We start from the raw sequence: 14,194 nt of genomic DNA on the forward strand, positions 1-14,194 counted from the left end.
CCTGAATCCGCCCGTGCGTTCGCCGTCAGCCCAGCGTCATTACCCGATCCGCCGAGGCAATGGTCGAAGGCCGGTGGGCGATGATTACCCGGGTGATATTCAGCCCCTGAATGGCGGTGTTAACCCGCGCTTCGCTGTCGGTATCCAGGTGGCTGGTCGCCTCATCGAGGAACAGGATCGCCGGGCGGCGATAGAGCGCGCGGGCGATCAGCAGCCGCTGTTTCTGGCCGCCGGAGAGGCTGCTGCCCAGCTCGCTGATCAGCGTCTCATAGCCCATCGGCATGCGCATAATATCCTCGTGGATCGCGCTGCGCTGTGCGCACTCCAGCAGCCAGGCCTCATCCTTCTGGCCGTCGAAGCCGGCAATATTATCGGCGATCGAACCGGCAAACAGCGTGTCCTCCTGCAGCACGCAGGCGATGCAGGCGCGGTAGTTATTGCTGCCCGCCTGGCTGATATCCAGACCGTTAAGCCGCACCTCGCCAACGGTGGGCTGCAGCAGACCGGTGAGGATCTTCATCAGCGTGGTTTTGCCCTTGCCGGAGGGGCCGGTAATCGCCAGGCACTCGCCGGGAGCGACGCTGAAGCTCAGTTCGCGGAACAGCGGCGCGGAGAGCGCATCGTACTGGAAACCGAGGTTGTGCACCTCCAGCCCGGCCGGTTCGCCGGGGCGCAGCAGCGGCCGGTCCGGCTGTACCGGTTCGGTTTCGGTCAGCGCGATGTCGGCGATGCGTTCGGCGTGCAGCGACAGCATGCGCAGCTGCAGCAGCATCTCCAGCAGGTTGGCGGTGCGCTCCGAAAACTGCCCGCGGTAGGTGTTGAAGGCGACAAACATCCCCAGCGTCATATGGCCGTCAATGACCTGAGTGGCACCCAGCCACAGCAGGGCGATCTGATCCAGGGTGGCGATCAGCGTGCTGCCGCCGCTGAACAGCATCTCAAATTTGGCCTTGCGCACCCCGACGTTGGCGGCGTCGATATTCATATTCAGCCAGTGCTGCGCCCGGGTGCCGGAGAGCCCGAGCACCTTCAGCGTGGTGATGCCGTACAGGGTTTCCATAAAGTGCGAGCCGGAACGGGCATTTTTTACCAGCATCTCTTCCGAGATCTGCCGGTAACGCTGATAGGTGCTCAGGCGGAACAGGCAGTAAATCGCGGTGAATGCCAGCACCACCCACACCAGCCAGCCGCCGTACAGTACCATCATCACCAGCAGCCCGATGGTCATCACGCCGTCCATCAGGCTGTTAACGACGTTGCTGGTCAGCGTGGCTTTCAGCGTATCAAGGGAGAGAAAGCGCGACTGAATGTCCCCCAGCTTGCGCTTTTCAAACCACGCCAGCGGCAGCGCCATCAGATGGTCAAACAGCCGCGCCTTCCACTGCACGTCGATCAGCGTGGTCATCACCAGCGTGGTCCAGGATCGCACGATGCCCATGCCGGTGCGGAACAGCACAAAGAACAGCAGGCCGAGGCAAATCAGCGTCAGCAGGTCGGCGTCCCGCGCCGGGATCACATGGTCCATCACCAGCTGCATCCCCACCGGCAGCAGCAGGTTAACCGACTCGATCATCAGCGCCAGGCAGGCGATTTTGGTCAGGGTGGCGGGCAGGCCGCTGATGCTGCCCATCAGCGAGCGGATGCTGACGCGTTTCTGGCGTTTCTGGCGGGTGAATTCACCGTCCGGCCACAGCTCCAGCGCCACGCCGGTGAAGTGCTGCGACACATCGTTCAGGCTCAGCACCCGTCGCCCGGAAGCCGGATCGTGAATAATTACCCGGCTGCCGCGCACGGCGACCAGTACCACAAAATGGTTCATATCCCAGTGCAGGATCGCCGGGGTTTTCAGCGCCGCAAGCTGGTCGATATCCAGCTGCAGCGCGCGCGATTTCAGATTCAGCGCGCCGGCCACCGCCATCAGCGTGCGCAGCGTCACGCCGCGGCTGGAGACGTCAAACCGCTGGCGCAGCGTCAGCAGGTCGGTATGCAGGCCAAACCAGCCGCAGACCATTGCCAGACAGGCCAGCCCGCACTCGGCGGCTTCGGTCTGGATGATTTGTGGCACGCGGCGTCGCAGGCCCAGGTGCAGGCGGCTGGCCAGTTGCTGCACGTCTTCTTTATTCATTGACGGGTCCCGTGATGCTTTTCTTCAGGCTGTAATAGGGGGAGAGCATCCACTGATAGAGCGGGCGTTTTTCCAGAAACAGCGTCGACTGCGCCTGCATGCCGCTGGAGAGCACCAGCGGCTGGCCCTGCCAGCTCAGGCCGCCGTTATCCAGCGCCACCGTGGCCTTATACCAGGAGCCGTTAACCCGGCCGGCCGGGTCGCGCGGCACGCTGGCCCACCCCTCCAGCTCACGCACCGGCACCGGCGCAGCGGAGACGGAGACAATGCGGCCGGGGAACTGGCCGTACTTCTCATAGGGGAAGGCGGCATAGCGGATATTGATGGTTTCCCCCGGTGCCACGTGCGGGCGGCTGTCGTCGGGCAGCCAGGCGACAAAGAGCACGCTGGCATGCGAGGAGGGCACCAGCTGGATCAGGCTGTCGCCGGCGTTGACCATCTGCCCTGGCGTCACGCTGAGCGAGGAGACCACGCCGCGGGTCGGGGCGATGATCATCCGGCTGCCGCGCGCGCCGGTCTCTGCCCGCTGGCGCGCGAGGTCATCACGCTGATAGCGCGACTGGGCGATCTGATTATCGAAGTCGGCGGCTTTGGTCTGCAGCTCGCTTTTCAGGGTGGTGATCTGCAGCGACTGTTGCAGCGCCTGCGAGTTCAGGCTCTGAAATACGCTCTGCTGCTGATAGTAGAGGTAACGCTGGTTATTCATCTGATCGGTGTTGATCAGCCCCTTGCGCAGCGAGGCTTCATAGGAATCCCGACTGGCACGCATCGCCTGCAGGCCTTCGCGGGCCGTGGTCACCATCCCCTCCAGGCCCTGCTGCGCCTGCTGATACTGTTTCAGCTGTTGTTGCAGGCTGGACAGCGTTTCCCGTTTGTTGCTCTGCAGCTGGCTGATAATGGCGTCCAGCTGCTTCGTCTGTTGTTCGAGGATGGTGAGGGTGGTGCCGCTGACGCTGCCCGTGTCGGTCACCTGGCTGACGTCCAGCTGGTAGAGCGGCGTACCTGCGTTAACCTGCTGACCGTCGGCCACCAGCAGCTTTGAGACGATGCCCTGTTCCGGGGCAAACAGGTTGATGGTGCGCGGTTCGGTGATGATTTCACCGTTAACGGTAATGCGGCGGGTGTAGGTACCTGAAATCAGTAAGGTAAGCAGTGCGATGATAAAGCCGGCGGTCAGCAGCAGGGTCAGCCACAGCGGCCAGCCGTTCAGCAGCAGCACCTGGCCGTTCCAGCGGCTTTGCTGATGCTGCGTCACCTCCGGGCGAAACTGTATCGGCATGGCATATCCCTGGTCAGATGTTCTGTGGCAGCATAGCATACTAAAAAAAGCCCCCGACGCGGCGGAGGCTTTTTTTCCTGAAGAGGATGTCTGACGGGCAGTATCAGAACAGCAGTTTGCCCAGCAGGCCGCCAACGCCAACGGTCGCCGCCTGTACGCCCGGCAGCGCCACGGTGACGCCCTGGCCCGGCGTGACCTGGACGACAGAACCGAGGTTGAGACCTAATGAACTGGTTAGCCCCAGCACGCTACCCAGGAGACCGCCACCTGCAACATCATCAATTTCTGTTTCAGTTAATTCACGAATGGTTGAAGTCATTTCCACTACTCCGCAATAAACTTGATGTGCCTGATGACTGAGCATCAGGGGAGGTAAGCCATTAACAGCAGGCTGAAAAGAGCATAGCAGAACAGTTGTTGGCAACCAGTCTCTGTGGCGGAGTTTTGGCTGCGTTTATGAGACTGGCGGTCAGGTGATTTATGGAAATCATTAATTTTATGACTGTTTTGGTGATGCGGGTGGGGTGATAAATCATAAAAAATACTATTGAATTTTGGAATGGAGATAGAAGGGCTCGTTGTCTTTGTGATCGAGAGTGCCGGGCCTGTCAGCGGGCGACCCTGCGCGGGTTACCCCGCTTCGGGCTCATCCCGCTGCCCTCCCTGATAATCAGCGATGGCGTTGGCTGAGTTATTCCTCGTCGCATATTGGATCGGGGAAGAAGCTTGCACCTTAATTGCACGGGTAATGGGGAAGAATGGTCCGGCGGGGTGCAAAATTGATGAAAATAATGTTCCTTTACTGGCTTTGTGCACATTTTTGGGGCGGGGAGAGCATGCGTGCGTTTATTTTCGGCAGAATTTAGTTAACCCTGCATTATGTTTAACTCCAAAACCATAAGAAAAGAGAATGACCTGTTTTATGTGATGCTACCTGCATTTTTGAACGTCTGTAATTTTCGATTTAAATTATTCTAACGTTATGTTTTTGAATGATTTTTGTCATTTCAACTTAATCATAGCATGTCATTTTATTGTGATGAATCTCACCTTTTCCATTAATTCCCTCCGCAGAAATCGATTGCCAGATTAATTTTTAAAGTGATAAAACATTCTCATTCGAGAAATCATTATCACAATAACGACGAGGTAAGTTATGGCACTTGAAACTGCAGAGGTTCGTATTGCCCCGCGCTGGACGCGGCCATCTTCCGAGTGGCTGGAAGCATTTTCCGCGTTTCCGGTAGCCAATATCGGTGATGCGATGGAACGGCTGAGTATGTGTGATGCCGGGATTGTTCCGCTGGCCGGGCAGAGCCAGTTTTGCGGGTTTGCGCTGCCGGTACAGGTGACCGCCGGCGATAACGCGGCGGTGATTATGGCGCTGGAGTATATCGAGCCGGGTGATGTGATGGTGATTAACGGTATGGGCCACACCGACCGGGCGCTGGTGGGCGAACAGCTGACCCAGCGTTTCCAGCACGCCGGGGCATGCGGGCAGATTATCGACGGCGCGATCCGCGATCGCAGCGTGATTGAGTCGACCGGTTTTCCGACCTTTGCCCGCGGCACCACGCCGGCCGGTCCGTATAAGAATGGTCCGGGTGTGATTGGTGAACCGGTGGCGATCGGCGGCGTGGTGTGCTGCGCCGGCGATATCGTGGTAGCCGATGCCGATGGCGTGATTGTGATCCCGTTCTGGCGCGCCGCCGGTGTGCTGGAAAAAGTCAGAGAGGTGGCTAAGCGAGAAGCGGAGATGACCGCCGAAGTCACCCGTCAGTACCGCTAGCTGAATACGCCGTGCCGGTTCAGCCGCGCTGACCGGATTTCGTCAACACTGTAGCAGGGCACAACCATGAATAAATCTCAGGCAGTCCCGATGGATTACCCGATGCCATCAAAAGCGGCGGCACAAAACAGCGTGGTCAGGCGCGCGTCGCTGGCCGGTGGCGTCGGCTCCTTTGTCGAATGGTATGACTACGGCATTTATGGCCTGCTGGTCAGTACGCTGGTGCTGGTGTTCTCCTCCAGCGAGATGGGGATGACCGATGCCGGGCTGATGCTGACCTATCTCGGCTTTACCGTCAGCTTTGTGGTGCGGCCGTTTGGCGGCATTATCTGCGGTTACTTCGGCGACAAAATTGGCCGCCAGAAGCTGCTGGCGATCCTGCTGCTGATGATCTCGCTGGCGACCGCCGCTATCGGCCTGCTGCCCAGCTATCAGAGCATCGGCTGGGCGGCACCGGCGCTGCTGATTTTACTGCGCATCGTGCAGGGCTTCTCGGCGGGCGGTGAAGTCTCCGGTGCCGGGTCGTTTGTTGCCGAGTACGCGGAAGATCACCGCCGTGCGGTGGTGATGTCGCCGCTGGTGATGGGCTCGTTTATCGCGCTGCTGTTCGGCAGCCTGCTGATCAGCGGCCTGATCAACCTGTACGGCCCGCAGGCGATGGTGGCCTGGGTGTGGCGCGTGCCGTTCCTGCTGGCGATCCCGATGGCGCTGATCGGCGTCTATATCCGCACCCGCATTGAAGACACGCCGCACTTCCGTCTGATGAAGAGCGAAAAACGCGTGGTGGCCAATCCGCTGCGTGAGGTATTGACCTCAAAACGGCACCTGAAAGCCATCCTGCTGGCGATCACGCTACCCGCCGTTAACGGCCCCGGTTACTACATTCTGTTCGTCTATATGCCGACCTACCTGAATAAGGTGATGCACTTTACCCAGATCCAGAGCCTGATGGTGACCGCCTGCGGTCTGCTGACCATTATCGCCGCCATTCCGCTGATGGCGTGGCTCTCTGACCGGCTGGGACGCAAGCCGCTGCTGGTCGCTTCGGCGATTGCGATGGCGGTACTGGCGTGGCCCTGCTTCTGGCTGCTGACGCTGGGTATGCTGCCGCTGGCCTGTATGGCCGCCATTCTGCTGGCGCTGGCCTTTGCCGGCCACGCCGGAGTGATTCAGGCCGCGCTGGCGGAGATGTTCCCCACCACCGTGCGCTACAGCGCCTACAGCATCGGTTTTAACCTCTCTACGGTAATTTTCGGTGGCTCCGCGCCGCTGCTGATGACCTGGCTGATCGGCCTGACCGGCATCGCCAGCATCCCCAGCTATATGGTGATCGCCACCGCCGCGCTGACCTTAATCAGCACCCTGTACCTGAAAGAGACCGCCGGTAAACCGCTGCGCGACGTATAACGGCCCGCCGGGCCAACCGAACACTCTGAACATTCTGAACATCTGAGGTCACTATGAAACAGGATTCACCCTGGCGCATGGGGTTTGATATCGGCGGCACCTTTACCGACCTGGTGCTGCTGAACGATGCCACCGGCAGCACGCTGCGCCATAAAACGCTGACCACGCCGCACGATCCATCAGAAGGCGCTTATACCGGCTTAACCGAACTGGTGGCGATGGCCGGGCTACAGGCCAGCCAGATCCACACCATCACCCACGGCACCACGCTGGCGATTAACGCGCTGCTGGAGCGGCGCGGGGCAAAAACGGCGCTGCTGGTGACAAAGGGCTTCCGCGATGTACTGGTGCTGGGCCGTGAGTATCGCTACGACATCTACGACCTTAACGGCGCGCCCGCTGCGCCTTTGCTGCCGCGCTCCCAGGCGTTTGAAATCAGTGAACGGGTAACGGCTCGCGGTGACGTTGTCACGCCACTGGATGACGCAGAGGTGGTGGCGCAGGCCGCTGAGCTGAGAAAGGCGGGCTATGAGGCGGTGGCGGTGCTGTGCATGCACGCTTACGCCTGGCCTGAGCACGAGTTACGCATTGAAGCCATCCTGCAGCGCGAACTGCCGGGCGTGTCGGTCTCCGTCTCACATAAGGTTTCACGCGAAATCCGCGAGTATGACCGCGGCGTGCTGACGGCGATGAACGCTTTTGTCCAGCCAAAAGCCCGCCACTATATGGCGCAGCTGGAGCGCAAACTGCGCGACGGCGGCTTCACCTGCGACTGGCTGGTGATGGGCTCGAACGGCGGGCTGATGGCACCGCAGGTGGCCGCCGACTACCCGACGCGGATTATTGAATCCGGCCCGGCCGGCGGCATCGTCGCCACCGCCGCCTTTGCGCGCCGCAACGCGCTGCCGCAGGTGCTGGCCTTTGATATGGGCGGCACCACCGCCAAAGCCTGCGTGGTACGCGGCGGCGTGCCGTCGATCACCACCGATTATGAGGTAGGGCGCGCCGACCGCCTGCTGAAGGGCAGCGGCCTGCCGGTCAAGCTGCCGGTGGTGGATATGATTGAGATCGGTGCCGGCGGCGGCAGCATCGCCCGCGTCGATCGGCTGGGGCTGCTGGAGATCGGCCCGGAGAGCGCCAGCGCGTTCCCGGGGCCGGCCTGCTACGCGCGCGGTGGCGTATTGCCGACGGTAACCGACGCTAACCTGGTACTCGGGCTGCTCGACCCGTTGGCCTTCCTCGGCGGCCGTATGCCGCTGGACGTCGCCGCGGCGCGGCGCGCGATTGAGACGGTGGCCCTCCCGCTTGGCCTGAGCATTGAAGAGGCCGCGTGGGGCATCCATGAGGTTGCCAACAGCAAAATGGCCGAGGCGCTGCGCACCCACGCGGTGGAGAAAAACGTCAGCCCGCAGCAGATGACCATGCTGGCCTTCGGCGGCGCCGGGCCAAGCCACGCCTGGTCGCTGGCGCGCACCCTGCACGTAAAGCGGGTGTTCTTCCCCAACGGAGCCGGGGTTTACTCCGCCTTTGGCCTGCTGACCGCGCCGCCGGGTGCCGACTTTGTCCGCAGCGACCGCTGCCGCCTGCGGCCGGGCCTGCCAATGGCCGCCGTGCGCGCGCTGCTTGCCGAAGGCTTTGATGAGGCCTTTACCACCCTGGCCGCGGCCAGCGTCGACCCGGCCAGCGCGGAAGTACAGCGGCTGGCCGACGTACGCTACGTCGGCCAGGGATCGCAGCTGACGCTGCCCCTGCCGGATGCCTTTATCGACGACGGGGACGTGCAGTCGCTAATCGCGGCCTTTGAGCAGGCGCATCACCAGCGCTTTGGCCGCACGCTGCCGGGTCTGGAGGTGGAGGTGGTCAACTGGCGCGGCCGGGTACAGACCGCCGCGCCGCCGCTGCACACCCGTGACGAGGCGGAGACGGGCGGGACGCAGCCAGCAGAGAAGTCGCTGCGCGTTTACCTCGGGCGTGATGCCGGTTTCAGCACCTGCCGGGCGATCCCGCGCGCCTTACTGGTCGCCGGCGAGTCGGTTTACGGCCCGGCGCTGCTGCAGGAAAAAGAGTGTGCGATTTTTGTCGGGCCGGGGGCGGTCGCGACGCTGGATGAACAGGGCAATATCCTGATGGAGCTGAACTGATGAGCATCACAACCCACGAAAATCTGCGCTTCCTTAACGATCCGGTGGCCCTGCGCATCACCTGGGACCGGCTGGTCAGCATCTCGGAAGAGGCGGCGGCCACGCTGGTCAATATGGCCTTCTCCAGCATTATCCGCGAGGTGGGTGACTACTCCTGCCTGCTGATGGATGCAGAGGGCAACTCGCTGGCGCAGCCGAAGGCCAGCGTCCCGGTGTTTATCGGCACCCTGCCGGCCACCGTGCGCCATCTGCTGGCGAAATTTCCTGCGGAGACGCTGAAGCCGGGCGACAGCCTGGTCACCAACGATCCCTGGCTGGGCACCGGGCACCTTAACGACGTTACCATCGTCACCCCGGTATTCCGCGACGGCCGGCTGGTCGCCTTTACCGGCGCGGCGGCGCATATGTCAGATATCGGCGGCTCGCTGAATATGGGCTCCTCACGCGACATGTTTGAAGAGGGGTTTCTGATCCCGCCGAGCAAGCTGGTCCACGAGGGAGTCATCAACCAGCAGCTGTTGGACCTGCTGCTGGCCAACGTGCGCGCCCCGGATCAGGTGGAGGGTGACCTGCACGCCATGCTGGCCGCCAACCAGATTGGTGCCAGCGGGCTGCTGGGGCTGATGGACGATCTGCATCTCGATTCGCTGCAGCCGCTGGCAGAGAAAATCCACGCGCTGACCGAACAGGCGATGCGCAAGGCGATTACGGCGGTGCCCGATGGCCGTTACCAGGCCGCGGTGGATATTGGCGACTACGAGGGTGATATCCACCTGAATGTGACGGTGATCGTCGAGGGCAGCAATATCACCATCGACTACGCCGGTTCGTCGGCCGAGTCGCTGTTTGGCAGCAACTGCCCGATGTCCTTCACCTACGCCTACAGCGTCTATCCGCTGAAGTGCCTGCTGGAGCCGCACCTGCCAAATAACGAAGGCTGCTTTAAATCGATTCGCGTTACCGCGCCGGAAGGATCGATCGCCAACGCGCGGCCACCCTGCGCGGTGGAGATGCGTAACCGCGTCGGCCATATGGCCCACGCGGCGATCTTCAGCGCGCTGGCAGAGATTATGCCGGAGCGGGTGATGGGCCACTCCGGCAGCGCGCCGGTGACCTGCGACGTGTTCGCCGGGCAGTTTGACGACGGTCGCCGCTTTGTCGAAAGCCTGTGCGTCAACGGCGGCACCGGCGCCCGCCCGGCGGCGGACGGCATCGTCACCGGTTTCCCTGGCAATATGTCCTCCACCCCGGTGGAGCTGATCGAAGCCGCCACGCCGCTGCTGTTTCTGGAAAAGGCCCTCGTGCCGGACTCCGGCGGTGCCGGGCGCTGGCGCGGCGGCGTGGCGCAGCGCATGACCATCCGCAACACCAGCCCCTATCCGCTGTCGCACAGCATGTTCTATTCGCGTCAGAAGCACCCGGCGCAGGGCGTGCTGGGCGGCGAGGCCGGTGCACCGAACCTGATTGCGCTGAACGGCCAGCCGCTGGCGAAACCGGTCGGACGGCACGACGTGCAGCCTGGCGATGAGATTACGATTCAGATGCCCGGCGGCGGCGGCAAGATGCCGGTGGCGGAGCGCAGCCGGGAAGCGATCCTGTTCGATCTGCAGGAAGGGTATATCAGCGCGGAAGGCGCGCTGCGGGATTACGGCATTGCGGCAGAAACGCTGCTAAAGGAGGCAAAATGAACGGGCAAACGCTGAAGGGACAGGTTGCGCTGGTGACCGGGGCGGGCAGCGGTATCGGCAGAAGCAGCGCCGCCGCACTGGCGGCCGCCGGAGCGCGCGTGGTGCTGGTCGGCCGACGGATTGAGGTGCTGGAAGGGGTGGCGGCGGCGCTGCGCCAGCAGGGCGGTGATGTCTGGCCGCACGTCTGCCATATCGAACGTAAAGCGGAGGTCACGGCGCTGATCGCTGCGGTTGAAGCCGAACTCGGCCCGGTGGATATTCTGGTCAATAACGCCGGCAGCGCCAGTAAAACCCTCAACGCCCGCTGGATTGAAGAGCAGGAGTGGCAACAGGTGCAGGACGTCAACCTGAAGGCGGTATTCCTGCTCACCCAGGCGGTGCTGCCGGGGATGCTTAAGCGCGGCGCGGGCACGGTGATTACCGTCTCCTCGCTGGCGGCGCTGCGCCCCAATCTGCTGGGCGGGGCGGCCTACGGTGCCGCCAAGGCCGGGGTACGCAACTTTATGGCCTACCTGCACAACACCTACCGTAACGACGGCATTCGCGCCACCTGCATTCTGCCGGGAGAGGTTAATACGCCGATTATGAACAGCCGCGCCAGGCCGCCGGAACAGGCGGTGCGTGACGCGATGGTGCAGCCGGAAGACGTGGCAGCGGCAATCCTGATGTGCGCCTCACTGCCGCCCCGCACGGTGATTGAAGAGTTGCGCATTGCGCCGACCCGACTGCGTGATATCTCCGGTGATCTTGAGATCAGCCGCTGGCAGGGCGCGCCCGCCGACTGTCTGAGTGAACGCGAATAACGCCCTTCAGAGCAGTTTCATCAGGCGTCATTGTCGCAGCCCGTTTGGATTCAGACAGCGCGGAAACACCGTAGCTTAGGCGAAATACAGCAGCCTGATGCGTCAGGCTCTTAACCTGTTCAGGGGTAACTTATGTCATTAAAACCTTTCAGCCCGGCCGAGGCCGTGCTGCGTATCGAACGCACCTCGCTGCGCGTGCAGCAACCCGCCTCCGGCGCGGAGATGATCTCACTGGCGATGGGCGAACCGGATTTTGACACGCCGCCGCGTATCGTTGCCGCCGCCGCCGATGCGCTGCGCGACGGCTACACCCACTACGCGCCGCTGCTCGGAGAGAAGGCGCTGTGCCAGGCGCTGGCCGCTGAGATTGAGTCGCACTCGGGCGTGGCGGTAAAACCCAGTGAAGTGCTGGTGACCCACGGCGGCACTGCCGGGCTGGCCGCCGCCATTCTCTCTATCGTTAACCCCGGCGACCGGGTGGTGATCCCCGATCCGACCTATTCGCTGTATGCGGACCTGGTGAATATGGCCGGCGGGATTTGCGTGCCGATGCCGTGTAAAGCCGATCTGCACTGGGATCTGCAGCGCCTGGCACAGACGCTGGAAGGGGCGGCGCTGTTTGTCTTCTGCAACCCCGGCAACCCCACCGGTATCGTTCACAGCCGGGAGGAGATCGAAACGCTGGGCGCGCTGGTGCAGCAGCACAATATCCGGGTGATTGCCGATGAAGCTTACAGTGACCTGGTATTTACCGACCGACCCTTTACCTCGGTGCTGCAGGTGTCGGCGTTCAGAGGCCGCACGCTCTACTGCCAGACCTTCTCAAAAAGCTATGCCATGACCGGCTGGCGCGTCGGCTATCTCTCCGGCCCGGCAGAGATGATTGCGGCGGCGGCGCGGGTACACAACACGGTCAACGGCTCGGTAAATACGGCGGTACAGCGCGCGGCACGGGTGGCGCTGACCGAGTGTAAAGATGACGTGCAGCGGATGGTGGCAGTCTACCGCCAGCGGCGGCAGCTGATGATGGATGGCCTGCACGCCATCCCGGGGCTGACCCTCAACCCGCCGGAAGGGGCGTTTTACTGCTTCCCGTCCTATGCGCTGCCGATCCCGGCCATCGACCTGGTGGCGATGCTGCGCGAACAGGGCATTGCCGTGCGGCCGGGCAGCGAATTCGGCGCGGCGGGTGAAAAACACCTGCGCCTGTCTTATGCTGCCAGCAGTGAGGCGATCGCTGAAGGGGTTAAACGGCTGAAGCGCGGTCTGGCGCTGTTGGGCTAAGGCATTGTAAAGTCATCACGGACTGGGATTAACCATGGCGAAAATAATGCGCAGTGATACGGAGAGGAACCGCAAAAACCTGATTCAGGCGGCGGCCAGGCTGTTCGAGGTGGCCGAAGGGCCGATCAGCATGACCGAGATCGCCCATGAAGCCGGGGTGTCGGTGGCGACCGCCTACCGGCAGTTTGCCTCGGTGGAGGAGGTACTGAACACCTACCGTCAGGACGTTGGCCAGCTGCTGCTGGAGTTCAGCGAACGTCAACAGGGCAGCGGGGTGCAGCGGCTGGAGAGCATCAGCCGCTACTGGATCAGACTGGTCCGCGAGCGCGGCGCGGCGATGGTGCCGATGCGTAACCGCCGTGGCTACCTGGCCCGCTTATGGGAAGGCGCTGACTACCTGCTGGTGCAGGCCAACGCCGTACGCCCGGCGTTGCGTGACGCGATGCAGGAGCAGTCACTGCCGGATATCGGCGATAAGGCGGTATTTCTGTGGAATATCCTGTTTGACCCACGTGAAATCTTCGACCTGCTCGACACCGTCGGCCTGAGCGAGCAGCAGGTCGGCAGCCAGCTGATGGCGGTGCTGCTGGGCGGGCTGCGCGGGTTTGCCGAGGGGCAGGGGGCAAACGCTGAACCTGCCAGCCACTCTGCAGGCCGCGAGAAGTAAGTCATTATCCTATCATTGGGCACGGAGGCCCGATGATTGCGCTTGCCACTCCGCATATCATGCAGACTTTGTTCGGAGTCATGAGCATTGAATAAACTCAGTTGTCCTCGCGATATCCGTCGGACTGCCCAATTGTACTGATTATCTTATCCAGGCAGGCCTTGCCATTGGGCACTTTATACAGGGCCCGTATCGCATCCACCACGTACTGGTTTAGTTCGATTTCATTCATTGAGTAGAAGGGTAAACTGCAAACGTTAGCCATCGCGAGAGGAGGATATCGTTCGCTGGTAATAGCCAATACGCCCGTTGGATTATGCGGTATTGCTAACCCTAAGGCTGAAGACAGGGACTCAGCAGAATCTGCGTCCGCTCCCGGCGCAAGCTGTGCCGCTAACTGCAGCCAGCTCTGGTCGCCTTGTGCAATCTTCGAGGTCACTAACAGCCACTCTTTTTCATTATTGGCATATAGCTGGGCGATGGTTTTTTTGGGGCCGAGAGTAGTGATTTTTTTTTCAAGTTCAGAGATGTCCGTGGTGGCTGTACCACCGAATGAGACAATAGTAAGTAACAACGCTAAATATCTGATTTTCATCATCGTACCACCAGAATGGAGTCGCCACTGTTTACAATTCGTTGCCTCCTTGCAACGCCATCAATAACAATGCAGCCTTGAGAAGCATTGTGGGCTCCAGATTTGCTACCGCCATGAATTCTGAACAGATCGCGGCCAAAAGTATTGGTGCCAAGAATCGGCTCAAGAATAATTGTTACTTGTGTGATAGTGTTATGAGATCCTGCTATTCTGTAGTGCCCTTTTGGAATCGGACCTACACCAGTCTCAGTTTCTTTTTCAGGATTGTTCTCACCAATCCCGGCACCACTGTATCCTTGGGCAAAAAATTGACCATTATGCGTCAATACACCAGTTCGTTGCGAGTATTCCCATGTCATATGAACATTCCTTGTGTGCATTATTTATGGCTAAGGAGGAGAATGCATCAATTAACT

Annotated in this window: 12 protein-coding genes; 7 read left to right on the top strand and 5 right to left on the bottom strand. The window is 61.2% G+C overall.

All coding sequences use genetic code 11. The annotated features are described in order from the left end of the window. Positions 1–25 precede the first annotated feature (25 nt). From NV64_RS07640 to NV64_RS07650, 3 genes are all read right to left on the bottom strand, one after another. Positions 26–2,125 carry a peptidase domain-containing ABC transporter gene (locus tag NV64_RS07640; protein ID WP_101505662.1) on the bottom strand — a complete coding sequence of 700 codons (2,100 nt, stop codon included), beginning with the start codon at positions 2,123–2,125 and terminating at the stop codon, positions 26–28. Next, the gene (locus tag NV64_RS07645) at positions 2,118–3,404 is read right to left on the bottom strand and encodes an HlyD family secretion protein (protein ID WP_056241312.1); all 1,287 of its coding nucleotides are present in this window, start codon (positions 3,402–3,404) and stop codon (positions 2,118–2,120) included. Before NV64_RS07645 ends, NV64_RS07640 begins: the two co-directional genes overlap by 8 nt. 103 nt (positions 3,405–3,507) lie before the next feature. After that, positions 3,508–3,723 (bottom strand): hypothetical protein, encoded by a 216-nt coding sequence (locus NV64_RS07650; RefSeq protein WP_101505663.1) that lies wholly within the window; start codon positions 3,721–3,723, stop codon positions 3,508–3,510. Between the two features lie 837 nt (positions 3,724–4,560). Between NV64_RS07650 and NV64_RS07655 the strand changes: the two genes are divergently transcribed. From NV64_RS07655 to NV64_RS07685, 7 genes are all read left to right on the top strand, one after another. Next, positions 4,561–5,193 carry an aldolase gene (locus tag NV64_RS07655; protein WP_056241309.1) on the top strand — a complete coding sequence of 211 codons (633 nt, stop codon included), beginning with the start codon at positions 4,561–4,563 and terminating at the stop codon, positions 5,191–5,193. A gap of 102 nt (positions 5,194–5,295) precedes the next feature. Beyond that, on the top strand, positions 5,296–6,600 hold the full coding sequence (locus NV64_RS07660; protein WP_233208948.1) for an MFS transporter: 1,305 nt from the start codon (positions 5,296–5,298) through the stop codon (positions 6,598–6,600). A gap of 53 nt (positions 6,601–6,653) precedes the next feature. Then, complete coding sequence (locus tag NV64_RS07665; RefSeq protein ID WP_101505665.1) at positions 6,654–8,741, top strand: hydantoinase/oxoprolinase family protein; 2,088 nt, start codon at positions 6,654–6,656, stop codon at positions 8,739–8,741. Continuing rightward, a complete protein-coding gene (locus NV64_RS07670; protein ID WP_101505666.1) occupies positions 8,741–10,429 on the top strand; it encodes a hydantoinase B/oxoprolinase family protein in 1,689 nt (562 codons plus the stop codon). The genes NV64_RS07665 and NV64_RS07670 overlap by 1 nt, the downstream gene beginning before the upstream one ends. Further along, a complete protein-coding gene (locus tag NV64_RS07675; RefSeq protein ID WP_101505667.1) occupies positions 10,426–11,232 on the top strand; it encodes an SDR family oxidoreductase in 807 nt (268 codons plus the stop codon). The genes NV64_RS07670 and NV64_RS07675 overlap by 4 nt, the downstream gene beginning before the upstream one ends. A 132-nt stretch (positions 11,233–11,364) precedes the next feature. Then, positions 11,365–12,516, top strand: a complete 1,152-nt coding sequence (locus NV64_RS07680; RefSeq protein WP_101505668.1) for a pyridoxal phosphate-dependent aminotransferase — start codon at positions 11,365–11,367, stop codon at positions 12,514–12,516. Positions 12,517–12,562: 46 nt separating this feature from the next. After that, entirely contained in the window at positions 12,563–13,183 is a 621-nt protein-coding gene (locus NV64_RS07685) for a TetR/AcrR family transcriptional regulator (protein ID WP_233208949.1), read from the top strand. 97 nt (positions 13,184–13,280) lie between these two features. Here the strand turns inward: NV64_RS07685 and NV64_RS07690 are convergent, their stop codons facing one another. Both NV64_RS07690 and NV64_RS07695 read right to left on the bottom strand, forming a co-directional pair. Then, positions 13,281–13,781, bottom strand: coding sequence for a hypothetical protein (locus tag NV64_RS07690; protein WP_101505670.1), 501 nt, complete (start codon positions 13,779–13,781; stop codon positions 13,281–13,283). Continuing rightward, positions 13,778–14,137 carry a tlde1 domain-containing protein gene (locus NV64_RS07695; protein ID WP_101505671.1) on the bottom strand — a complete coding sequence of 120 codons (360 nt, stop codon included), beginning with the start codon at positions 14,135–14,137 and terminating at the stop codon, positions 13,778–13,780. Before NV64_RS07695 ends, NV64_RS07690 begins: the two co-directional genes overlap by 4 nt. Positions 14,138–14,194: the final 57 nt, after the last annotated feature.

The organism is Erwinia sp. B116 (assembly GCF_002865965.1).
Lineage (GTDB): Bacteria > Pseudomonadota > Gammaproteobacteria > Enterobacterales > Enterobacteriaceae > Erwinia.

Bases quoted from the DNA above. Each gene is read 5' to 3' on its own strand.
- NV64_RS07655 (WP_056241309.1), top strand. From the start codon at position 4,561: ATGGCACTTGAAACTGCAGAGGTTCGTATTGCCCCGCGCTGGACGCGG.
- NV64_RS07645 (WP_056241312.1), bottom strand. From the start codon at position 3,404: ATGCCGATACAGTTTCGCCCGGAGGTGACGCAGCATCAGCAAAGCCGC.
- NV64_RS07675 (WP_101505667.1), top strand. From the start codon at position 10,426: ATGAACGGGCAAACGCTGAAGGGACAGGTTGCGCTGGTGACCGGGGCG.
- NV64_RS07665 (WP_101505665.1), top strand. From the start codon at position 6,654: ATGAAACAGGATTCACCCTGGCGCATGGGGTTTGATATCGGCGGCACC.
- NV64_RS07690 (WP_101505670.1), bottom strand. From the start codon at position 13,781: ATGATGAAAATCAGATATTTAGCGTTGTTACTTACTATTGTCTCATTC.
- NV64_RS07670 (WP_101505666.1), top strand. From the start codon at position 8,741: ATGAGCATCACAACCCACGAAAATCTGCGCTTCCTTAACGATCCGGTG.
- NV64_RS07695 (WP_101505671.1), bottom strand. From the start codon at position 14,137: ATGACATGGGAATACTCGCAACGAACTGGTGTATTGACGCATAATGGT.
- NV64_RS07640 (WP_101505662.1), bottom strand. From the start codon at position 2,125: ATGAATAAAGAAGACGTGCAGCAACTGGCCAGCCGCCTGCACCTGGGC.
- NV64_RS07680 (WP_101505668.1), top strand. From the start codon at position 11,365: ATGTCATTAAAACCTTTCAGCCCGGCCGAGGCCGTGCTGCGTATCGAA.
- NV64_RS07660 (WP_233208948.1), top strand. From the start codon at position 5,296: ATGCCATCAAAAGCGGCGGCACAAAACAGCGTGGTCAGGCGCGCGTCG.
- NV64_RS07685 (WP_233208949.1), top strand. From the start codon at position 12,563: ATGCGCAGTGATACGGAGAGGAACCGCAAAAACCTGATTCAGGCGGCG.
- NV64_RS07650 (WP_101505663.1), bottom strand. From the start codon at position 3,723: ATGACTTCAACCATTCGTGAATTAACTGAAACAGAAATTGATGATGTT.